This window comes from Nostoc sp. (assembly GCF_036919675.1).
Classification (GTDB): Bacteria; Cyanobacteriota; Cyanobacteriia; order Cyanobacteriales; family Nostocaceae; genus Nostoc.
Map to the genome: position 1 here is coordinate 1 of NZ_JBALCP010000108.1, position 22,626 is coordinate 22,626.

A 22,626-nucleotide genomic window follows, 5' to 3' on the forward strand; every position below is an offset into this window, starting at 1 on the left:
CTGTAAGGTTTGGGCATGAAATGATTGCGATCGCGCCGAAGGAGGATTTGGGACTACTTCCAGTTTATGTCATAACCACCTTGGCGGTTGCTATACCTTTTGATGGATTGTATTTTTAAACTAAAAAATACATACTGCTAAAGCTAGGGGATGCCCACTCTTCAAATCGGTATTGTTTAGTTTTGAGCAGTGTATAAGATGCCAAATGTTGATAAAACTAACTTTCAAGTCACTGATGAATTAGCAGTTATGCGGCAGCGTGTGGCTGAGTTAGAGCAATCAGAAATATCTTATCAACAAAGGCAAGCAACGCTTGAGGAACAACTAACAAAACTTGAAACAGAACTGGCAATAGCAGTACAGAATTCTCAGATTAAAGTTGTCGAGTATGGCATTAAATCGCATCTTCAACAGGGAATATCTACAGCCTTCATGCCAACAGATGTGGCGGTGAGTTTACAGCAACTCCAACAAGAAATTGTCCAGCGACAGCAGGTAGAAGTCTCTCTGAGGGAGAGTGAAGAACGGCTCAGGCTAGCTCTAGATGCTTCCCAGATGGGCTTGTGGGATTGGAATATTGTTACCAATCAAGTTATCTGGTCTGAAAATCATGAAGTGCTTTTTGGTTTGCTTCCAGGGAGTTTTGAGGGCACTTATGAGGCGTTTCTGAAGTGCGTTCATCGTGAAGACAGGCAATCTGTAATGCAAGTTATTACCCAGGCTTTAAGACAAAAGACTGACTACAACAATGAATATCGCATAGTTCGATTAGATCAAAGTGTACATTGGATTTCTGCCAAGGGAAAATTTATATATGACGATCAGGGACAAGCGGTGCGAATGATCGGAGTTTGTATGGAAACTACTGTGTGCAAGCAGGCAGAAGAAAGTACTCGTGAACTAACAACCCAAGTCCAAGAACAGGCAAATATTTTAAATGCTATCCTCACTGCATCAGTAGATCATATTTATATCTTTAATCGCAGAGGTTGCTATCAGTATGTCAGTCGTGATGGAGCTACTCTACTAAGCTTAAAGCCCCAGGATATCATCGGAAAAACTTTGCAAGAACTGGATTTACCCACAGACCTTGTAGAGCAGGTAGATAATCAACGACAAGCTGTGATGAAAACTGGGCAGCCGATTAAGGATGAGTGTGAATATCTTACCGCCGATGGATTGCATTATTATGAATACATCCTCACAGCATTACGGAATTCTAATCAAACTATTGAAGGCGTAATTAGTGTTTATCACGATATTACCGAACACAAACGGGCAGAAAAATCATTACGTGAAAGTGAAGCGCGATTTCGGCGTTTATTTGAATCTAATCTGATCGGGGTCGCTTTTTGGAATGTGGATGGCTTTATTATTGATGCCAATGATGCCTTTCTTCAACTAGCTGGCTACACTCGTGATCAGTTTGCCACCTTAAGTAGAATTAATTGGAGAGAACTTACTCCTGTCGAGTATAAGGATTTAGACGATCACGCCCTCTTGGAAGTGCAAACCACTGGAGTTTCCAAAATTTATGAGAAAGAGTACCTCCACCCCAACGGGAAGCGAGTCCCAATTGTTTTGGGGATAGCCTTGCTGAATGACTCCCAGGATAATTGTGTTGCTTTTGTACTGGATATTACCGATCGCAAATCAGCCGAGAAAGAATGCGATCGCCTCCTCGAACGAGAAATGAAAGCACGCCAACAAGCAGAAATCGCCAACAAAATCAAAAATGAATTTTTGGGGGTTCTCTCCCATGAACTGCGAACTCCACTCAACTCCCTTCTGGGGTGGTCAAAAATGCTGCGGACTCGCAAGTTTGATGAAAAAACCACTAACCACGCCTTGGAAACCATTGAACGCAACGCCAAGTTACAAACCCAGCTAATTGAAGATTTGTTGGATGTGTCTCGCATCCTCCAAGGAAAATTAAACTTGAATATCTGTCCGGTAAGCTTGGTAATGGTGGTTGAAGCAGCACTAAAAACAGTACAACTAGCCGCACAAGCTAGGTCAATTCAAATTCAGACCATATTTGATCCCACTTTGCCAGAAGTGATGGGCGACCCAAATCGGCTTCAGCAAGTTGTGTGGAACTTGCTCTCCAATGCAGTAAAATTTACACCAACAGGAGGACAGGTAGAAATTCGACTCATGGAAGCTGGTAACCAAGCTCAAATTCAGGTCAGCGATACAGGTAAGGGAATTTCGCCAGACTTTTTGTCTTATGTGTTCGATTACTTTCGCCAAGCTGATGGCACAACTACTCGGACATTTGGTGGATTAGGTTTAGGATTAGCGATCGTGCGTAAGGTTGTAGAAATGCATGGGGGAAAAGTTCAAGCCGAAAGTCCTGGAGAAGGATCGGGTGCCACTTTCACTGTTGAACTACCGCTTTTAGTCAGAAGTGAACATGTCAGGTGTGAAGAGAATGAGTCTTTAGATTCTGAGCCGGAATCCTCGCTGCTCTCAAACACTCAAGTTTTGGTGGTGGACGATGAACCCGATATCCGCGACTTAATTACCTTTATTTTGCAAGACTACGGTGCAGAAGTAACCGCCGTATCCTCAGCACAGGAGGCATTACAAGCACTATGTGAGTCGATCCCAGATGTTTTAATTAGTGATATTGGAATGCCAAAGACAGACGGTTATATGCTGATGCGGGAAGTGAGGGCGCGATCGCCTCAACAAGGAGGACTTGTACCAGCGATCGCTCTGACGGCTTATGCAGGCGAAATGAATCAGCAGCAAGCGCTAGCAGCAGGATTTCAAATGCATATTTCTAAACCAGTAGATCCAGATACATTGGTGAAAGCGATCGCTGATTTAATTGAGCCAAGCTGATATAAGTAAGCGTCCCAAAGGCTTTCCATAACTTTAGTGTTGTATTAACATTGTCAGGCGATACAATCGCATTGTCAGCCGATACAATCACATTGTCAGCCGATGCAATCGCATTGTCAGCCGATACAATCACATTGTCAGCCGATGCAATCGCATTGTCAGCCGATACAATCTCATTGTCAGTCGATACAATCGCATTGTCAGCCGATACAATCGCATTGTTAGCCGATGCAATCGCATTGTCAGTCGATACAATAATTTGCTGGTGCTAGCGTTCTTCTACGGCGACGGTTCGTCTAGAACATCGATTCAGTAATCAAAAACCAACCCCCCAACCTTTGTAGGGTTGGGGAAGCCAAACTCCCCTCTCCGAAACGGAGCTACGGTGTATACACAAGTCTGAAATAGCTGATGATTAACCAAGGTTTTACCCCACCCTAACCCTCCCCTTTACAAGGGGAGGGAACGAGAATCTCTTATTTCCCACCTTTCCAAGGGGGGATTAAGGGGGGTAATTCGACTTGTGTGTACACTGTAGCAAAGAGAGGTTGAGGGAAAGGTTCTTCCAGGATTACTGAATTGGTGTTCTAGGAGTGTGAGCCACTGCTACCTCCAGAACCAATACAGTTGAGTTAAGCATTTTTTCCTTCTCTCTGTGTTCTCGGCACGGCAGTTGCTTCAAGTCGGGGAACCCGCCCAACGCACTGCCTTGCCTCTGCGGTACCCTGCGGGAAGCCGCTTTGCGTCTACGTTAAAAAAATTGACTTTGATAAAGAGTTTTAACCTTAACCTAAGCGTATTGCCTCCAGAACGCGATCGCCCAGATTTATAACACTACTAACGATACTGGTTATCATGCATGAGAATCGCTATAAAATGAGTAAAAAGGTCTTTTTTATCAACAATTTCAATCTTAAACACCATGAAGTGTCCTAAATTAAAGACAGCTATCTACCGTTTGCATAGAAATGACTGAGCAACGTGATGCTGACTCACCGTCAACTGATTCTCAGCAATTGAGTAAACCGACCGATGGAGCAACAACCAAGTCGGTCGATAATTCCTGGACAAACCGCATTGCTGGTGTCTGGAACAACGCAACAACACGCTTAACGCAACTCTTACCCGTAGAACAAGTGGCACAAACGGTTGTTGAATGGTTTAGTGTAAGCGAGGCTCAGGTTGCAGAGATTTTAGAGAAAGTCCGAGCCGAACTGCCAACCACAGAAGCCCTCGTGATTGGTAAACCACAAGCCGGAAAAAGTTCAATTGTCCGGGGATTGACAGGAGTATCTGCCGATATTGTCGGTCAGGGATTTCGTCCCCATACGCAACACACCCAGCGCTATGCCTATCCTTCCAATGACCTGCCGTTACTGATTTTTACTGATACGGTGGGACTGGGTGATGTTAAACAAGATACTCAGGCAATTATTCAGGAGTTAGTTGGCGATTTACAAAAAGAGACTCGTTCCGCCAGAATCCTGCTTCTCACCGTTAAAATTAATGATTTTGCAACTGACACACTACGACAAATTGCTCAACAGTTGCGCCAGCAGTATCCAAATATTCCCTGTCTGCTGGTAGTTACCTGCTTGCACGAAGTTTATCCTGGCAATATCGTCGATCATCCTGCCTATCCACCAGATTATCAGGAAGTCAACCGCGCATTTAGCGCAATGCAACAAGCCTTTGCCGGAATAACTGACCGCTCTGTACTAATTGACTTTACCCTAGAAGAAGATGGTTACACTCCGGTATTTTATGGCTTAGAAGCGCTGAGAGATTCCCTGGCAGAATTACTCCCAGAAGCCGAAGCCCAGGCGATTTATCAGCTATTGGATCAAGAAGAAACTGGTAAGCAACTTGGCAACCTTTACCGAGATGCTGCCCGCCGTTATATTTTGCCATTTTCGATTATGTCTGCCACCGTCGCGGCTGTACCTCTGCCATTTGCCACAATGCCCGTACTCACTGCCTTGCAAGGATCAATGGTGGGTCTGTTGGGCAAATTATATGGGCAGACACTTACGCCATCTCAGGCGGGAGGCGTTGTGAGTGCGATCGCCGGTGGTTTTTTAGCACAGGCAATTGCTCGGGAGTTAATTAAATTTATACCAGGTTTTGGTAGTGCGATCGCAGCCTCTTGGGCAGCCGCCTATACCTGGGCACTAGGGGAAGCAGCCTGCGTTTACTTTGGTGATTTAATGGGAGGTAAGAAACCTGATCCCCAAAAAATTCAGTTGGTGATGCAAGAAGCGTTTCAGGCGGCGCAAGAACGGTTTAAGGGAATCAAACGTTAAGACTCAAAATCCTTATCCAGCAGGTTTTTTGGAAATCCTGTGCGTTTACTTTGATCAACTATAGCAATCCTTTTGAGTTGTGAAAACTATCGAACCGCCATATCACTCTACGAGAGGCTTCTGCCAACGCGAAGCGTCTCCAAGAGTTGAGAAGAAAAGAAACAGAGAATTTCATAAATCATTTAGGACTGCTATATGGCTTCTAAAATTTAGCTGAAGAATTGTTCATTTAGTCGCTCGATTTAACATCTGTCCTACTTTCAATTGCTACTTGCTCTAAAGTCGGTTCTTCAAGCGTAAACTCATCAATTAGCGTAATTATCACCGCTGCCGCAGGCACTGCAAGCAGTATACCAATAAATCCAAATAGCTTACCCATTACCAGAAATGTCACAATTACCATTACCGGGTGAATATTAACTTGCTGACCCATTACCACAGGCTGAACAACATGGGCATCTACTTGATTCATTACAAAGAAAAGTATCAGCACAAATACTAGCTTTAGCGGTGAAATACTTAATGCTATTAATGCTGGTAAAAAAGCACCAATAATCGAACCAAAGTAAGGAATTATTTCAAATAAACCTGCAATAATCCCAAATGGCAGGGCTGACGGAATCCCCAAAATTAAAAGTCCAAAGGTTGCTCCAGCACCCAGAAATATCATTGCTATCCCTGTCCCAAAAATCCAGCCCCGCAATCTTGTCTCGCAAGCCTTAAGGATTCGTTTAAACCGCGGATGATGTCGCCTTGGTACTAATCTTAAAGTCCCTTTCACTAAGGAATTAGGATCGTAAGCCATGTAAAGCGCTAGAATTAACGTCGCTACCAACTCCACGGTTAAACTCAAAGCTTCACCTAAGAAAACTGGTACTCCAGCCAGTAACTGATCGGTCAAGTTCCGTAGTTGTATTAGTGCTTGGGAAATATCCGGAATAAAACTGAATCTCTGACGTAGTTGCTCAACATCTCCTGTCAATCTATTGAGATAAGTTGGTAATGTTTTTATTAATTTTTGAGACTCAAACGTTACACTAGGTAGGACTACAGTAGCTAATAATACAATAAATCCGACGATTAATCCAATTAATAACAGAACAGCCAGATCCTGTGATTTGACTAACTTTTGCAAAAACCGTAATAGCGTTCGCAAAATTAAAGCAATCAATGCTGCAATAGTTAAAAGTTCTAATACTGGTAAAAGTTGGTATAGGATGTAGAGTACCACAGCTACCATTACTGCCAATGGTGCACCACGAGTTAACTGCGACCATCCACTGTCTGTATCTCTAGGATTCGCCATTACTGTCACTTATTCTTCTGTTGATCATTATTTAAATTATGGTTCGATAAATTAAGTTTTTTACCGAGTTTTGCGTAATTCCTGTTACTGAAGTACACAAATTGGATCTCAAAGTTAGCTAAAAAGCCTGTTTTACTTCTGAATACTAGATTTGGACTGTCATGAGTTATTCCTTTACAGATTATGCACCTTGAAAACATTGTAAATTACAAGCTTAATAGCTATAAGTAATACTGCATGAATTAAATTTCCAGCAATATGAAATACCAATCTTGATACCCAAAAAGCAATCAGTGCAACAACAATACCCTAAAGTATACTCAACATAATATATTTCCTCTTGAGCAAGTGATTTTTATTGATTCAGATATTTTATCATCTAACTCGAGTCTTATTCCATTTGTCATAGGTCTAGAAATTTCAATCATCATTAATCACTTTCTTAAAGTTACAAAAAATTCTCCTACACTTTCTGCTTTGCTGCTGGCACAATGCCAAACTTATTTAAACCTGCATCAATGTTCTTAAGTGCTTTAAAATCCTCCTCTGGTAAGGGATAGTTGCTACTGCTGAACAAACCCCCACTGACAGCAGGCTGCTTTTCCAAAAAAGAGAAAGCTTGGCGAAACTGATGCGACTCCGCTTTAATCGGTGAATCAAAGTGGCAGGGAATAATCCACTCAAAGTCCCAACTAGCAACTTTATCAGCCCAGTCGATGGTTTCTTTGGGTGCGCGGTTGAGAATCAGCGTCTGTAAAATCGGTGCGACAAACAAACGCCCATTCCCTCGCAGCGCATCAAACGATCGCTGCCAATCTGACTGCCATTTAAAGGGATACAATCCAAAATAAGCTTTCCTTGAACGTTCTGGTGCTTTCAAGGCATCTTGCAACACCTGACTCCATTGAGGTATATCTAGTGCGTTTGGTTGAAAGTAAAAAGCAAACAGACAGATTCGCTGCCAACCCTTACGGCGATTTACTTCAATGTCTGCAACAATATCAGAAGCATGATCCTTGGCATGGAATAGCAAGGGATATGGATCTAATAGAACGATCGCAGGTGGATCTTCTGGGATAGAAAGCACAGAATCTGTTACTAAAAGAGTATGCGATCGCTTGTGGAAAAAAGCAACTTCCGCAAACCGACCAGGCCCAAGCTCGATGGGGCCCAGCATTACATAATCAAACTCGTCAGCAAAGGGTGTTTTGCTACTATCTTCTGGGAGTACTTGAGTGCGTTTTGAGGGTAAGCCAAGCCAGCTAAGGGGGAGATTTAGCGGGAAACTCCACTGATGGGGAGCCACAAACACCTGTGCAGTCCCAAAATATCTAGCGAAGGGACCGACGAAGACTTTGTGTTCTATAGCGGAGATAGTTGGCAGAATAATGTATTTTACGTTACCGTGTTCCGCCACCAACTCATTCACAAGCCGAATACACTCTGGGGTTGGTGCAACAGGCGCATAGACCAGAAGACCCCCGGCTTCGAGCTTAACCACAGTCATGCGAATCGGTACAACAACGTAGAGAATGCCCTGAATCTGGTCAAAATTCCAGATTGTGCCCTTAACCACTTCTTTGCGGATTGTCTGCCGCCTACCAAATGGGTAGAGTGGCACAACAGGCCATAATCTCCATGAAAAGTCTTTTGGATGTATCTGTTGTGCATTGACTATGCGTTGATCATCAGCCACTCTGCGACCCCCTCCAAATTCCCTGCTCAAATTGTTTTTATTTGCTCTCCACAAAGTTGGAGTTTAGCAAATTGTTGAGATAATCATACCAATTCCTAATTCGTAATGACGCACGTAAGTATTGCGGTAGCGACTGTACGTAGTATCTGAATGGCTAAGGTAATTCGTAATACTCGCCTTGTCTACGAGACGCTACGCGAATGGCGAGAAGGAAGCTACGTATTTATAATTCGTAATATCTCCGGCGTTGTTCATACACGATAAAAAATCATGAGCAAATATAAAATTTTAAAACCTGAGCAAAGTTACACTTTTAGTCAATATTTTTTGTTACCTAACCCAACAATAGATGTACTGGCTGAGTTTGAGTATGGCTACGATCGCACAGAGCTAGAATTACCAAGATACTTTGCTGATATTAGCTATTTAAAATTTTTACAAAATTATTTGCAGCGCAATATAAAGCTTTTTAACCCGATGGCTGAGATATCAATCAGAGAATTTTTGATTGCTCCTATCCTTGCTGAAATCTGCGATCAAACAAAAGCTCAACTATATAGTGAGTATCCACTTAATGTGAATGAAAAGCTCAAAGGTACTTTGGATTATTACTTACATAAATCTAACTCACTATTGGTGATTGAAGCCAAACAATCAGATATCAGAAGGGGGTTTACACAGCTAGCAGTAGAATTAATCGCTCTGGATCAGTCTCTAGATGATCAATCATCAATTTTATTTGGCGCAGTTACTAATGGAGATGACTGGAAATTTGGTACACTCAATAGACAACAGAAGCTCATTACAGAAGATATTAAACTTTTTCGTGTTCCTGAAGGTTTAGAAGATTTGGTACGAGTACTAGTAGGCATCCTTTCATCTGAGGTTTCACGGAATGACGGGAGTTGAAAAACAGCTTGAAGACTTATTGTTTAGGAAGATACTCTGACGCAGAGAGTTTTTTGTAGGAATGATTAGGCGGATATAATATGACTCATTACATTTTAAAAGCCTCAAAAGAAACCGTGCATTTGGGTGGTTTCTCCCATCTGCTAGAACCAGCACTTATTATTGATTCTGGCGATACGGTTGATGTAGAAACTTATACTGGTTACTACGTTTATGACAAAGCACCACCTGAGTTTGTTACACCAGAATTTCTCGATATCTGCCAAAATCTTCTACCAGAACGCAAAATTGCCGGGGGGCCGCATTTACTCACAGGACCAATTTATGTACGCGATGCCGAACCAGGGGATGTTTTGGAAGTACAATTAGATGCGATCGCACCTCGTTTACCTGTCGGCTTCAATGCTATTCGTACAGGTTGGGGAGCTTTACCACATCAATTTCCTCAACCTGCTTTGAGATTTATTTCTCTAGATTTAGCAAACAATATCGCTGAATTTCCGGCGGGTGCTGGCATAAAAATTCCCCTCAAACCGTTTTTTGGAATTCTTGGTGTCGCCACCCCAGAAACCTCTCGAACTTCTATCCCACCAGGTTCTTACGGTGGTAATATTGACAATCGGGAACTGCAAGCTGGTTCTCGTTTATTTTTGCCAATTTTTGTACCAGGTGCATTATTTTCTATTGGTGATGGGCATTCGGCACAAGGAGACGGCGAAGTAAATGTCACCGCCATTGAAACTTCGATGAACGGTAGAATCACCCTCAAAGTTCGCAAGGATTTACAACTGACAACACCAATTGCCGAAACTCCAACTCATATGATCACAATGGGCTTTGCTCAAACCTTAGATGAAGCCTTAGAACTGGCTTTAAAAAACATGATTTATTTTCTGGAACGCTTCATAAATTTGTCGCCAGAAGATGCTTATGTATTGTGTAGTTTAGCTGTAAATTTTCATATCACTCAAGTTGTGAACAGTCCTCAAAAAGGTGTGCATGGAATGCTACCAAAATCAATTTTCTCCGAAAATATTAATTTATAATTTGCAATTTAGCGACCATTTTTTATGTCTAATATCTTTATCCAACTGTTGTTAATCGGTTTAGTTTCTGGTGTTGCTGGCGGGATGTTTGGTATCGGTGGCGGTGCAATTATGATTCCGGCAATGGTGTTAGTAATTGGTTTGGATCAGAAGTTAGCTACAGGAACTTCTGTGGCTGCTCAAATTTTGCCAATCGGGATTTTAGCAGCCTTAGTTTACCACCGCAACGGTCATCTTAATATCAAATATGCCTTGATTATTGCAGTTGGTTTAATCGTGGGTAACTTCTTCGGGGCATTGTTTGCAAATCAGCCGTTTATTAGCACCGAGTTAATGAAAAAGCTGTATGGCATCTTTGTGTTAATCATAGGTATTCGTTATTTACTATCAAATTGAAGAGTTTAATTAAGCTTCAGCAATATCTTTGTTAAGCCATCGCCTAGCTTTTCAATGGATTGCTGCTGTTTAGGATCTTTTAACGTGTCATCAGCATTAAAGGCTTCATAAGCTTTGGGTACGGTTACCTGGTCGGGAAGTACCAAAACTTTCATGTTTCCCAAGATAGACCGCAGGTGAACCAACCCCCGCAAACCACCAAGAGCGCCTGGGGAAGCGCTCATAATGCTAGCAACTTTACCTACAAAAGCAGTCAAAGCCAAAGGCGCTTCATTTGGAGATGGACGAGATGCCCAGTCAATGGCGTTCTTCAAAACTGCTGTGAGGGAACTGTTATATTCCGGCGAAGCAATCAGCAATCCTTGATGAGAAATCATCAAGTCCTTAAAAGTGCGGGCGTTGGCAGGTAATCCTTCTTGAGCTTCTAAATTTTCATCAAAAAGAGGTAAGGGCAAATCGCGGAGGTCTATATAAGTCACTTCTGCGCCTGCTGCCTTCGCGCCAGCCGCCGCGATTTTTACCAATTTTTTGTTGTAAGAATCAATCCGGGTGCTGCCAGCAAAGGCGAGGATTTTGGGTGTATATGCCATAGTTCTCGGTTGAATGGGAAGGATTGGACAGTTCAGCTGCATTATCCTGTTTTCAGGCGATCGCTTTTTGCTACCTTTAGATTTTCTTTACAAACTTTCTCTAAGTTAAATTTGCATTTAATTACAAAATTACATAATTACACTAATCATAGTGAGGACTGAAAACCCTGCTTTTAGAGTCGAAATATGAACGCTCACAAGATAGAAGTCTTTTAAACTGAAGATGAAACTCTGATGCTGCGGGGTTTACCCTTTTATGCCGGGGATGCTGTGGAAGTGATTATTCTGGAAACTAAAACTCCATAGCACCAAGCAGCACCGAAACCCCAATTAAACCGCGTCCACCTTGAAAACTGTAGTTCTTTCCGTATGAACAGGAAAAACCCTCATCCCCCACCCTTCTCCCAATATTGGGAGAAGGGGAGCCAAAAATAAGTCCCTCTCCCTACTTGGGCTACGGTGTACACACAAGTATGACCAGCATAGGTTTCAACTCTTCTAGTTGTTTCGTAGGGTGCGTTATGGAGACGCCGAAATAACAAATGAGTTCGCCAAAATAACAAATGAGTTCGCCGAAATAACAAATGCGTTCGCTGAAATAACAAATGAGTTTGCTGAAATAACAAATGAGTTCGCCGAAATAACAAATGCGTTCGCTGAAATAACAAATGAGTTCGCCGAAATAACAAATGAGTTCGCCGAAATAACAAATGAGTTCGCCGAAATAACAAATGCGTTGGCGTAGCCCACCGCAGGCATCGCCATGATTGCAACAATTTAGCTTTGTAACGCCAGCGTAACGCACCCTTCTCCTATCGGAGACGCTACGCGTAGCTTGCTTCCCCGTAGGGTTATGGGTGACGCTCCTGCGTCGCTAACAGCAGTCGCCTGCTTCGGGAAACCCTACCAAGAGCGCTGCTTCATTGCAAATCTTTGGTGGATGAAGTTTTTCCGACTTGTGTGTACACCGTAGCCCTACTTGGGAGAGGGATTTAGGGTGAGGGCAAAAACTACAGTTCTCAACAACTTAGATACAACTGGAGTTTAGACTATATACTCTACTTATTGACATGATGCGGCCGCCCTGGCTTATACCCGACTGTGTGACCCAACTTTCGTTACCTTGGCAGACTACTAGCTTTGTCGCTCTAGTTTTTTTTAAATAGGAATAACTCTCCAAAGCACAGGTTGGTCTTTTGAGAATTTAGCAAATCCAAATATAATAGGTTCAAATTTATAATTTTGCTGTTTTGCTAATTCCTTAAGCCAGACCTTATTAGGATGATAGCGGTATAAAAAAACATCGCTAAAGCGCTTTAATTCTTCTACTGTTGGCAGATAAACTTTAAATGTGCTCGAAGGTTGAAGGAGAATTTGTACATTGGGGTTTAGTGAATGGCTTAAAGATAAAATATGACCTACTTCTGCATCGCTAATTAAAAGAGGATGAGTTGTCTGATTAACAATTTTTCCAACAGCTATATTTTCCCCATTATGCACTTTGTTATACCAACTTGTTGCTTGAGCGCTGATAGAACAGGACAAGATACTTCCCGAAAATAGGATAACTAAGAGTAATTGCCAAAATTTTTGATGCCAAGGTTTTAACGAAGGATTAGCTAAATTTCTTCCTAGCAAGTAAGCAATAGCTAGTTCAACTCCTAATAAACTAGGAATCATGTATCGTGCTGTTATGGAGCGCATTCCTCCAGAAATCAAATCTGGCACCATTAAAGGTAGTGTGCTAACGCCAGTCAGAAGGATAATCAATAACCAAACTGATATGGGTGTTTGACGACAGAGGCAATAAAAAGCATATACGACTAAGACTAATAACACTCGATGCACATAAAAATCCCACGGTTCTTGATTAATATCAAAAAAGATCCGACCAAGGTGCTGAATCCAGATATCCCTTAATTCTGAGTTTTTCGGATGGAATTTGAATGTCCAATCGAGATTTTTCTTAACTTGAGATTGATTAATGATCATAATCCAAGCCCAAGGAAGAAAAACCATAAAACCTAGCACAGATGCTACAAAGTAACCTTTGAGAATCTTTCGATGGCGAAATCCATAGATAAGTATTATATAAAGACCATGAGCGATCGCCACCAGTCCAGCCAGAGAAAATGTATAAAGGTTTATTATCAGAGTAAGTGTATAAATAACCCAGCTAATTCTAGTTTTTAGTCGTATTGCCCGCAGTAAAGCTGCGGTTGAAAGTAAAGTAGTTACAGTCCATAGGCTGTATTGTCTCGACTCCTGAGAGTAAAGCAGATGAAATGGCGAGACAGCAATTAGTCCTATTGTTAACCATGTAGGCAACTTGGAAGCGAAAACGCCTGTTTCAACAAATAGCTCTTGACACAGCCAATAAGTGCATGGGAATGCTAGGAGGCTAAGGAGCGCAGGTAACAATCTAGTTAATGCTACTGAACTACCAATACTATGGAACCAAAAATGTAGCAAACCATAGTATAGCGGTGGATGCTGCGGATCTTCTTTGGCTAGACTTTTGACTACATCAATAACGCTTCTTGTCCCATCAGGGTGCTGATATCGCTGGAGTTCCGTTACACTAACTACTGACTTTTCAAAAAAGTGTTGAGCAACTTCTTCTTCAGTATAACCAGAAGCTCGCAGAGATGTTATGGTTTCATCATACCAGTAGACTTTATACTCCAGGTGAGTAAAACGAAAAAATATACCCAATACCAGCACAATAACAAGTAAAAAACGCAATAAAAACTCCTATTTTCTACTGAATCAATTAGAAATATTGTCATGTTAGTAAGTAACTAACCATTATCTATAGGACTCCTATTTGGAGTTAGACAATATAAGCTGATTGCTATGAAAATAAACAGGGTCGGCAGGGCATAAATCCTCACATCTTACCAAATTAATCTCCTATTTAACGAGGGCTTTGTCAACCCCAGGGCAACGCATTATGTCAACAAGACTCTTTAATTATCAATAATCTTCAAGTTAGCCGCATTAATTGCTGCTTCTTGACAGAGATTTAGGCGTTGGCGTAGCCCGCACTTCTCTACGAGACGCTGCGCGAACGACAGAGCTCAGTGACCACCGCAGGCATCGCTTTGGGCTTGAAAAACAAATCAAACGAGAAACGCTGATTTTTTCGTTGATTTTTCAGATTGGTCGTGATCAACAGTAATTTAGATGCGTTTGCCCTGCCACATAACTATGGTATATGATTGTACTTGATACTCATATTTGGGTTTGGTGGTTCAGAACGATTCACGACTGACTAGATAACAGCAACATTGGTTGGGGGACAGTTTGATGCAGTCCTGTTATTCAGCTTCCGTTTAAAAGCAAAACCAAAACCAAAAGCAGCAACTGCCAGTGAACTGATTACTGAAGAAGATTCAGGGATGGGTGTTGCCTTAATGTTAGTTGCCTTAATGCTAGTTGTGTCACCTAAGAAAGTAGATTTGTCAGTAATTTTGTCATACAAAAAGAGGTTGTAATTAGTGCTACCATCTGCAACATTGTTACCACTGGGATCAACGTTGTTGCTGATGAAGTAGTACGAGTTCTGACTAGGTGTCTCTGTGCTGACATCTAATACTGGAAGGTTAGCAGTTAGAGAGTTATCGTAATCCAAACGCAAAAACATGTCATTTGAAATGCCGTTTATAACCGAACTACCACTTTGAAGAAGTGTATTAGTGGAGTCGAAAATGGATAGCGACTGAGATTCCAAAAATTGAGTTGAAAATGGAATATAGTCTGCACTAGTTTCTGAAAAAGAAGCCGGAGGATCAGTTTTAGTAGTAAACAAATCTTTGGCTGAATATCCATTGCTAAAATCCGCGCTGAATGCGAAATCAGCAGCCTGAACGGATGAAACTGCAAACACAAAGGGAATGGATGAACAAGTCACCATCGCAAGCAATACAGGGAATATTTGAAGTTTCATGAATAAACCTTGAATTATTGAATGAATAAACGCAATTTCGCAAAAAATCTCTCGAATGCCTATTCTTTCGTTAAATCCAGAGTCAGAATCTAGGGCTTCTGATCTCTGAATTTATTGTAGTATCGGTTATGAACCTTAACAAACTTGATTAGCAATCACTTAGATAAGTAGTAACGTAAGCTTGCTCTGAGCGTTTGAAAAGTTAAAGTGACAGAACAAATGTGAAAAACCTGTAGGCTCAACACAAATATGTTCTTTTATCCTTACTATTGGCTTGGTAAGAAACACTAAAAAAAACGTACCATAATCACATAAATATTTTATATAAATTTTTGATAAAGAAGTCGAGCAATGTATTAATAAATATTCCCGAAACCTTTATTTATTTTGTAATAACACAATACTTATATGTTAAAAACATGATTTTGTGAAATTAAAAAGTTTCAGGAATACAAGAAAAGTTGCAAATTTAAATTCTTTTAAAGCATTTTTTCCAGGAACTGCTTGGCGCGATCGCACTTAGGATTTTGGAAAAACTCACTAGGAGTAGTATCTTCTGCTAAAATTCCCTGGTCGAGGAACATAATCCGATTCGCAACTTCTCTTGCAAAACCCATTTCATGGGTGACGATCGCCATTGTGATTCCAGATAGCGCTAAAGCTTTCATCACTTCCAGCACATCTTTTACCATTTCTGGATCTAGGGCAGAGGTGGGTTCATCAAACAAAATCATCTCTGGTTCCATTGCTAATGCACGAGCGATCGCTACTCGCTGTTTCTGTCCCCCGGATAGTTTGGACAGATAGACAGACACTTTTTCCTCTAAACCTACCTTAGCAAGCAATTCTAAGCCATGTTCTTCTGCTTTTTGCTTGTTTATTCCTTTCACCTTTATAGGTGCGTAGGTGACATTTTGCAGCACATTCATGTGGGGAAACAAATTAAAATGTTGAAATACCATCCCCAACTGCTGGCGCACCTTAGCGATGTTTGCCTTGGGATTGGTGATTTCTTGCTCGTGAAAGTAGATTCTTCCTCTGGTGGGTTGTTCAAGTAAGTTTATGCATCGCAAAAAGGTAGACTTCCCTGAGCCAGAAGGGCCTAATATTGCAACCACTTCCCCCTGATAAAACTCAGTGGAAATATCTTTGAGTACATGGAGTTTACCAAAGGATTTACATAAGAATTCCGTGCGAATTACTACATTATTCACTTTGCCGTAACCTCCTTTCTAAAGCGGATGCACCCAAGGTCATACCCATTACCAAAACATAGTAGATTAATCCTGCAAATAGCAGTGGTTCAAAATAAATATACTTGTTTGCACCAACGATTTGGGCGCTGCGTAATATTTCCACCACTCCAATCGTTGACACCAGCGCAGAATCTTTGAGCAGTCCGATAGTTTCATTTACCAATGCTGGGAGAATGTTCTTCAATGCTTGGGGAAAAATCACATCCCACATCATCAACCAATAGGGAACACCCATAGACATCGCCGCTTCACTTTGCCCTTTATCCACCGCCTGAATCCCACCCCTGATGGTTTCCGACATATAAGCTCCAGAATTCAAGGTAAAAGTTAGCACCCCTGCCTGCAATGCTGAAATGTCATAGCCTGTAAGCTGGGGTGTTGCATAGTAAACCAACGCCAACTGCAATAGCAAAGGTGTGCCTCGAAAAACAGAAGTGTAGGCGTTAGCAACCCAGGTAAGCGGCTTGATGCCGATAATTTTTAATAGAGACAGGATTGTTCCCCAGATTAACCCCAAGGATACAGACAATAGCGTAAACAACAAAGTTAAAGGGATTCCCCGAAGAATAAAGGGAATGTCTGGAAGAATTCTGGTGAAGTCAAGATTCAATCCGCCTTTGGCAGGAGTTGAGGATGCAGGATTGGCGGTAGTGTTCTGTGAAAACCACTTGGCTACAAGTTTATTTAATGTGCCATTGTCCTTCATTTGTTGAAGGGCTTTGCTAAACGGTTCTACTAAAGAAGAACCTTTAGGAAAAGCGATCGCTGATCCACTTGCTTCCTCTGAGGGAATAATATTAAATTCTAAATCTGGGTTAGCTTGAGCGAATCCCTTAGCGACGGTATCCTCAACAATTGCTGCATCAATTCGCCCAGATTTGATTTCTTGAACTACTTCCGGCACTTTGTTGAGTTGTTTTAGCTGAATCCCCGCAAATTTTTTAGCAATTTTCTGGGCATTTTGTTCTTGTATCGTTCCTAGTTGTACCCCAACCTTTTTGCCTGATAAGTCTTGGGGTTGCTTCAGGTTGCTACCTTTAGGAGCGACAATCGTATCTTTAGCTTCGTAATAAATAATTGAAAAATCAATATTTTTCTGACGTTCTGGAGTCGGAGTCATCCCAGCCATGACAAAATCAGCGCGATTTGCTTGGAGTGCAGGAATTAATCCATTAAAATCTGATTCCATTATTTGAAGTTTAAACCCTAGTTTTTCAGCAAGGGTTTTGGCAATATCTATATCAAAGCCAACAATTTGGCGATCGCCTCCTTTAGTATCATAAAACTCATAAGGAGGATAATCTGGGGAAGTAATTATCGTCAGCGTGTCTTTACCTAAAGATGAGGCAGCTTTTAGAGAATTACTATGTCCTGTGATGATGCTGATTCCTACTACTGCTACAACCAGTATCGTTAATAGCCATACTTTTTTTTTCTTCATATAGGACTAATATTTGATTTCTGAAAAAGCTCTTTACATTTGAAGAGTGGCAAAATCAAAGGTAGTATATCGAATAAACCACTCAAACATCCACTTCAGATGAGAGAACAAAGGAATCAAAGCACAGAAACGCCGCACCCATGTTTTAGCTTGTAACCAAATATCCTCAATTTAATTTTGTGATAGGCAATTAGGAGCAAAGAGGACGCAAGTACTTAAGCTCGACTTTGTCCATTTTTTTAGCAAAGTGAACACTATTGCTGAAACCTCTGTGCAACAGTAGTTTTGCTTTTTTAACTTCATCGATAATCTGTGACGTGTAAAAAGTATTTGCCAAAAAGCCAGGGTTTTTGCCGGATAAAGAAAACCGAGTTCTTAATTTTGGATAAAGTCGAGCTAAGGTATTGATTGTTAGATTAGATAACTAAGTCGGCACGATCAAATCATGGTATGTTAAATTTTATGAAAACCCTGGATAATTTATAACCTTTTTTGCAGACTATAAACTACGCTATCTAGGTTGATTTTTTAACGCCAACTTACTTAAAATAATCGTTATTTCCTATAAAATAAAATGAAAATTCTTGTAGCTTCTGGTTTAGCTAGCCTATCGACCCTATCAGCCTTGACAATTGCTCCAGTGACTGGTGGTAATATGGATACCGTCTCGATCGATGACCAATCGTAATTTAACCCATAATTAAGATACAACAAAAATGGCATTATAATGCTTGGCATGTATCGCAAACCGATACTATTGGTAATCGTCGTTACCGTATTGCCAACCGTTGTTTTATTGATCATCTCTTATTTCCAGGCGATCGCCTATGCAAAGGGAAATTTAGAAGGCATCATCAAAATAGCAACGGTTAAGACTGATGGACTATTAGAAGATGCGGATGCAATCTTACATCGCAGTAAAGTGGATCTTCAGAATGCAGATACTCAAACCTCTGTCAAGATTCTGCAACGACAAATCTATAATGATTTTCGCTTTCGAGAAGCAGGCATCATCAATACAAAAGGATTATTGACTCTGTCCAGTTTGGGAGTTATGAATGCGCCCATACCTATATCTCCTATAAAAGCTCAATTTGACCCGAGAAATCCCGATCTGCAAATATTAGGACTGGGTAGAAGCCAGATCATGCAGGAACAATCCATTGTTTTTATGTTACAAGGTTCTGGAAAAATTGGCAGTATTTATCTGCTTGTCGATCCAGTCGTTCTCACCAGCTTTCTAGAAGCGATCCCCGATCTAGATTTAGGATCAAACGGCTTTATTGCCTATATAGCAAGCGATGAACGTCTTCTCAGTAAAATTGGTTCTTTGCCTCCAAACATTTATTCTGGCTTGCAAAATCCGTCTTTTAACACATTGCAAGTCACTAAATTGACTCGGAATGGCAGCATTACAATTGTGGGGGAGATCAGTCGTAAGTGGGTATTGCGATATTGGTTACAAGAATTGCTCGTTGGTACGCCGCTGACTGTTTTGATTAGTGGGGTTTTAAGCTATCTTTTTATCCACCAAATGCGTAAGGTTAACACACTAGATTATGAGTTAAAACGAGGACTTGCCCAAAATGAGTTTGAGATTTATTACCAGCCCATTATAGATTTAAACACAAAGCAGTGCGTAGGCTCAGAAGCATTACTGCGATGGCATCACCCTCAGAGGGGACTTATTAACCCAAGTCTTTTTATTCCCATTGCTGAGGAAACGGGTTTGATCGTGCCGATGACTGAATGGCTGCTTGAAAAGGTGATTCAAGATCAGGCCATTTTAGAACCTTTATTCCCATATCTGTACACCTCTGTGAATCTTTCACCCACTCAACTCAACACCGATGATGTAGACCGCCTGATTCAGATACTCAAAAAAGCTAACAATCACGATAAAGCCCCGATCACATTTGAAATTACCGAAAATAAACTGATTGAAGAACAGCTGCAAGTCGTGCAGGATGCGATTGCCCGCCTCAAATTGTGGGGAGCGCGTTTTGCAATTGACGACTTCGGAACCGGATACTCAAATATTGCCTATTTACAAAGTCTTAACATCGATCAACTGAAGTTGGATCAACTATTTATTAAGGGGCTAGAATACGGCAATCAAATGCCCCAGCTTGTGGATAGCCTGATCGATTTTGGAGATCGGGTTGGTTTAACCATCGTGGCCGAAGGTATTGAAACTGAATTACAATATCAGTACCTCAAAGCGCGCAGGGTTCGTTATGGTCAAGGGTGGCTATTCTCTCGCGCCCTACCTTTTGCAGAGTTTGAGCAATTTCTTCAGACCCAAGCTCCCTAATTTTTTTATTTGGAAGTCCGTTAGTTAATTCTTGGCGATCGCTAACTTTTTTGAGAAGACCTTTTTCTATAGAATTAATTTTAATATAGTAACCCAATGTACAACTTATTCTTAAAATCCCTCTCCAAACCTCTCCCCCACAGCGAGAGAGCCTTTGATTTTTACTCCCCTTCCCTTGCAAGGAAGGGGTTGGGGGTTAGGTTTGAGAGAAAGTTGCACATGGCGTTATACTAGCACTTTCAAGGTAACTCGTAAAATATCTTCTTTTCTCTGTGGTTCTCTGTGTCTCTGCGGTTTATAAGTTTTTTAACCACCGAGATGCAGAGTACACACAGTAAAGAGGAATTTTTTAACCAAAATTTTTACCCGCCATAAAAACTTCGGGATTGTCAAATTCTGACTTTGGTCGCCTCCAGCAGCTTGACGCTGGCATAAATAGCATCAATATAAGGTGTGGGAATTTGAGTGAGTTTTCCCAATTCTGCTACCGCGCCAACAATAGCATCTATTTCCGTTGTGCGTCCGGCTTCAATATCTTGTAGCATGGAGGTTTTGTGGGCACCAACATTTTCTGCCCCATTAATTCGCTGTTCCAAAGTGATGCCAAACTTAATACCCAAATTTTCAGCGATCGCTTGAGTTTCACTCATCATTTGCCGCGCTAGTTCACGGGTGAGGGGATAGCGACAAATATCCTCTAAAGTAGCACCAGTCAGCGCACTGATGGGATTAAATGCCACATTACCCCACAATTTGATCCAAATTTCCGTGCGAATTTGATTGCGGATTGGTGCTTTGAATCCTGCCTGTTTGAGAGTTTGCGCTAATAATTGGATGCGTTCGGTTTTAGTGCCGTCGATTTCACCGAGAGTAAAGCGATCGCCTTCAATATGTTTGATCACACCTGGTTCAATTATCTCAGTTGCTGGGTAAACAACACAACCGATGGCGCGGTCAGCACCGATACTAGCTTCAATAATCCCATCTGGATCAACAGATTGAATGCGTGTACCTTCATATTCACCGCCATGCTTGTGGAAGTACCACCAAGGAACGCCATTTTGGGCTGTTACCACCATTGTATGAGGATTGTAGAGCGCAGGGAGAGAGGGTGCGATCGCAGGTACACTGTGAGCCTTGACAGTTAAAATTACTACATCTTGTGGCCCCGCTGACTGAATATCACTAGTTGCCATCGGAGTGGCAATTTGGCTGGAACCGTCTGCCATGAGTAACTTCAGCCCATTTTTTTGAATTGCCTCCAAATGAGAACCACGCGCAATCAGCGTTACTGCTTCACCTGCCAGTGCCAGTTTTGCCCCTAAATATCCACCAATCGCACCCGCGCCAACAATACAGATTTTCATTTTTTTTAGGGATAGTTAGTAAATAATTAACTAGTTATTTACCCTCAAACAGCTAGGCTTTGCATCGCCGACAGCAGGTCTTGATGAACAGATTTTGAGGCAGCTACTATCAATCCAGGCAGGCTATAGTTTTTACAAGTGTGCAGTGGCGGTAAAGTCGAACCGTCCAAAGTAGTTACAATCCAGCCAGCCTCTTTCGCAATAAAAGCGAGTGCAGCACTATCAATAAATTTGCCCGATTTGATGACTGCTCCACTCAAGTCGCCACTGAGAATACCATTGAGATTGGGAATTTGAATATCACTAGAGTAATCAGTCGCTATATCAATTACTTTATATTGATCTTTTAGTAAAGGTGCGACAGAATTCATTCCCCATCCCAACAAAATAGAAGGTTTGGCAGATGTTATGTGTAATGGGGCACAGGCTTCTAAGTTCATCTCCAGCGTCCCTTTAAAAGCACCTTCGCCTCTAAAAGCGTAAAAATAAACATTTTTGGCAGGGGAAATGGCGAGTACTGCTTCAAAGTCATCCGAATTTAGAATACTGAGAATAATTTGGTAATTAGAATGTCCATCCATGTAAAACTTCGTGCCATCGATCGGGTCGAGCGTGACTAAATAATCACCTTCGGAACCGAGTTCTATAGCGCGAAAATACTTGGTGTTGTTAGAACTTTCATACTCTTCCCCAAAAAAGCGAATCTCTGGGAAAGTGCCCAGTAATACTACTTCTATTAGATTTTGAATAGCCACATCTGCATCAGTAAGGGCGGCAGCAAAAAAGTTTTTGCCTTGTTCTTTAGCCGGAAGTGCAGCAATTTTTGGTTGAAGAAAATTGGCATAAGCTGCTGCTACTTTGAGATGGGGAAGTAAAGTCTCCAAAATTAGTCGGGTAGTTGGTGTTGTGGACATTGCAGCAAACTCCTTTCAGAAATAATCTACCGTTGGCAGGGCGATAGAATTCTATATCTAGACAAAATTACGGGATCATTTGGATGCAATGATACCACCGTTGCTATATTATTCTAATCTGTGTGTCTCAAAGAGCCTATAGGTAAATTTCAAATCCCAATCGCTCTTTCAATAAGCCTCTATCAAGTTTGGTTGAGTAAGCTTCTACTTATCTAGCCTTTACCAGTTGTGCTAAAGCCTTGCTAAATTTATGATGGGGTAAGGCAGAGGTTAGACCTAGAAAAACAAC

17 protein-coding genes and 1 pseudogene are annotated in these 22,626 nt (G+C 41.5%); 7 read left to right on the forward strand and 11 right to left on the reverse strand.

The window, feature by feature from the left end; all coding sequences use genetic code 11:
* The first annotated feature begins 198 nt into the window (after nucleotides 1-198).
* The 3 genes from V7K49_RS24490 to V7K49_RS24500 all read left to right on the forward strand — a co-directional run bounded on the left by V7K49_RS24490 (nucleotide 199) and on the right by V7K49_RS24500 (nucleotide 5,153).
* Nucleotides 199-2,850, forward strand: a complete 2,652-nt coding sequence (locus V7K49_RS24490) for a hybrid sensor histidine kinase/response regulator (protein ID WP_335207922.1) — start codon at nucleotides 199-201, stop codon at nucleotides 2,848-2,850.
* Nucleotides 2,851-2,962: 112 nt separating this feature from the next.
* Nucleotides 2,963-3,166, forward strand: a complete 204-nt coding sequence (locus V7K49_RS24495) for a hypothetical protein (protein WP_442948690.1) — start codon at nucleotides 2,963-2,965, stop codon at nucleotides 3,164-3,166.
* 652 nt (nucleotides 3,167-3,818) lie between these two features.
* A complete protein-coding gene (locus V7K49_RS24500) occupies nucleotides 3,819-5,153 on the forward strand; it encodes a GTPase family protein (protein WP_335207925.1) in 1,335 nt (444 codons plus the stop codon).
* Nucleotides 5,154-5,382: 229 nt separating this feature from the next.
* Here V7K49_RS24500 and V7K49_RS24505 read toward each other — a convergent pair whose 3' ends face one another.
* The 3 genes from V7K49_RS24505 to V7K49_RS24515 form a co-directional block, all read right to left on the reverse strand.
* Nucleotides 5,383-6,459 (reverse strand): AI-2E family transporter, encoded by a 1,077-nt coding sequence (locus V7K49_RS24505; protein ID WP_335207926.1) that lies wholly within the window; start codon nucleotides 6,457-6,459, stop codon nucleotides 5,383-5,385.
* A gap of 174 nt (nucleotides 6,460-6,633) precedes the next feature.
* On the reverse strand, nucleotides 6,634-6,765 hold the full coding sequence (locus V7K49_RS24510; RefSeq protein WP_335207998.1) for a DUF5670 family protein: 132 nt from the start codon (nucleotides 6,763-6,765) through the stop codon (nucleotides 6,634-6,636).
* Nucleotides 6,766-6,922: 157 nt separating this feature from the next.
* Nucleotides 6,923-8,155: a DUF4336 domain-containing protein gene (locus V7K49_RS24515; protein WP_335207927.1), complete on the reverse strand. Its 1,233-nt coding sequence runs from the start codon at nucleotides 8,153-8,155 to the stop codon at nucleotides 6,923-6,925.
* Nucleotides 8,156-8,425: 270 nt separating this feature from the next.
* Between V7K49_RS24515 and V7K49_RS24520 the strand changes: the two genes are divergently transcribed.
* The 3 genes from V7K49_RS24520 to V7K49_RS24530 all read left to right on the forward strand — a co-directional run bounded on the left by V7K49_RS24520 (nucleotide 8,426) and on the right by V7K49_RS24530 (nucleotide 10,506).
* Entirely contained in the window at nucleotides 8,426-9,064 is a 639-nt protein-coding gene (locus V7K49_RS24520; protein ID WP_335207928.1) for a hypothetical protein, read from the forward strand.
* 80 nt (nucleotides 9,065-9,144) lie between these two features.
* Nucleotides 9,145-10,110 carry an acetamidase/formamidase family protein gene (locus tag V7K49_RS24525; protein WP_335207930.1) on the forward strand — a complete coding sequence of 322 codons (966 nt, stop codon included), beginning with the start codon at nucleotides 9,145-9,147 and terminating at the stop codon, nucleotides 10,108-10,110.
* 24 nt (nucleotides 10,111-10,134) lie between these two features.
* Nucleotides 10,135-10,506: a sulfite exporter TauE/SafE family protein gene (locus tag V7K49_RS24530; protein ID WP_335067774.1), complete on the forward strand. Its 372-nt coding sequence runs from the start codon at nucleotides 10,135-10,137 to the stop codon at nucleotides 10,504-10,506.
* A 5-nt stretch (nucleotides 10,507-10,511) separates the two neighbouring features.
* Here V7K49_RS24530 and V7K49_RS24535 read toward each other — a convergent pair whose 3' ends face one another.
* The 6 genes and pseudogenes from V7K49_RS24535 to V7K49_RS24560 form a co-directional block, all read right to left on the reverse strand.
* Entirely contained in the window at nucleotides 10,512-11,096 is a 585-nt protein-coding gene (locus V7K49_RS24535; protein WP_335207931.1) for an NADPH-dependent FMN reductase, read from the reverse strand.
* Between the two features lie 1,158 nt (nucleotides 11,097-12,254).
* The gene (locus V7K49_RS24540) at nucleotides 12,255-13,841 is read right to left on the reverse strand and encodes a glycosyltransferase family 39 protein (RefSeq protein ID WP_335207932.1); all 1,587 of its coding nucleotides are present in this window, start codon (nucleotides 13,839-13,841) and stop codon (nucleotides 12,255-12,257) included.
* 529 nt (nucleotides 13,842-14,370) lie between these two features.
* Entirely contained in the window at nucleotides 14,371-15,045 is a 675-nt protein-coding gene (locus V7K49_RS24545; RefSeq protein WP_335207933.1) for a hypothetical protein, read from the reverse strand.
* A gap of 479 nt (nucleotides 15,046-15,524) precedes the next feature.
* Nucleotides 15,525-16,259, reverse strand: coding sequence for an amino acid ABC transporter ATP-binding protein (locus V7K49_RS24550; RefSeq protein ID WP_335207934.1), 735 nt, complete (start codon nucleotides 16,257-16,259; stop codon nucleotides 15,525-15,527).
* Nucleotides 16,252-17,742: an ABC transporter permease subunit gene (locus tag V7K49_RS24555; protein ID WP_335207935.1), complete on the reverse strand. Its 1,491-nt coding sequence runs from the start codon at nucleotides 17,740-17,742 to the stop codon at nucleotides 16,252-16,254. The genes V7K49_RS24550 and V7K49_RS24555 overlap by 8 nt, the downstream gene beginning before the upstream one ends.
* Nucleotides 17,743-17,775: 33 nt before the next feature.
* A pseudogene (locus V7K49_RS24560) lies at nucleotides 17,776-17,952 on the reverse strand (IS630 family transposase); the annotation flags it as partial.
* 517 nt (nucleotides 17,953-18,469) lie between these two features.
* Here V7K49_RS24560 and V7K49_RS24565 point away from each other — a divergent pair.
* Nucleotides 18,470-20,056 (forward strand): EAL domain-containing protein, encoded by a 1,587-nt coding sequence (locus V7K49_RS24565; protein ID WP_335207936.1) that lies wholly within the window; start codon nucleotides 18,470-18,472, stop codon nucleotides 20,054-20,056.
* Between the two features lie 389 nt (nucleotides 20,057-20,445).
* On the opposite strand, the gene V7K49_RS24570 is transcribed toward V7K49_RS24565, so the two are convergent.
* Both V7K49_RS24570 and V7K49_RS24575 read right to left on the reverse strand, forming a co-directional pair.
* Entirely contained in the window at nucleotides 20,446-21,423 is a 978-nt protein-coding gene (locus V7K49_RS24570; protein WP_335207937.1) for a 2-dehydropantoate 2-reductase, read from the reverse strand.
* 44 nt (nucleotides 21,424-21,467) lie between these two features.
* A complete protein-coding gene (locus tag V7K49_RS24575; RefSeq protein WP_335207939.1) occupies nucleotides 21,468-22,337 on the reverse strand; it encodes an inositol monophosphatase family protein in 870 nt (289 codons plus the stop codon).
* Nucleotides 22,338-22,626: the final 289 nt, after the last annotated feature.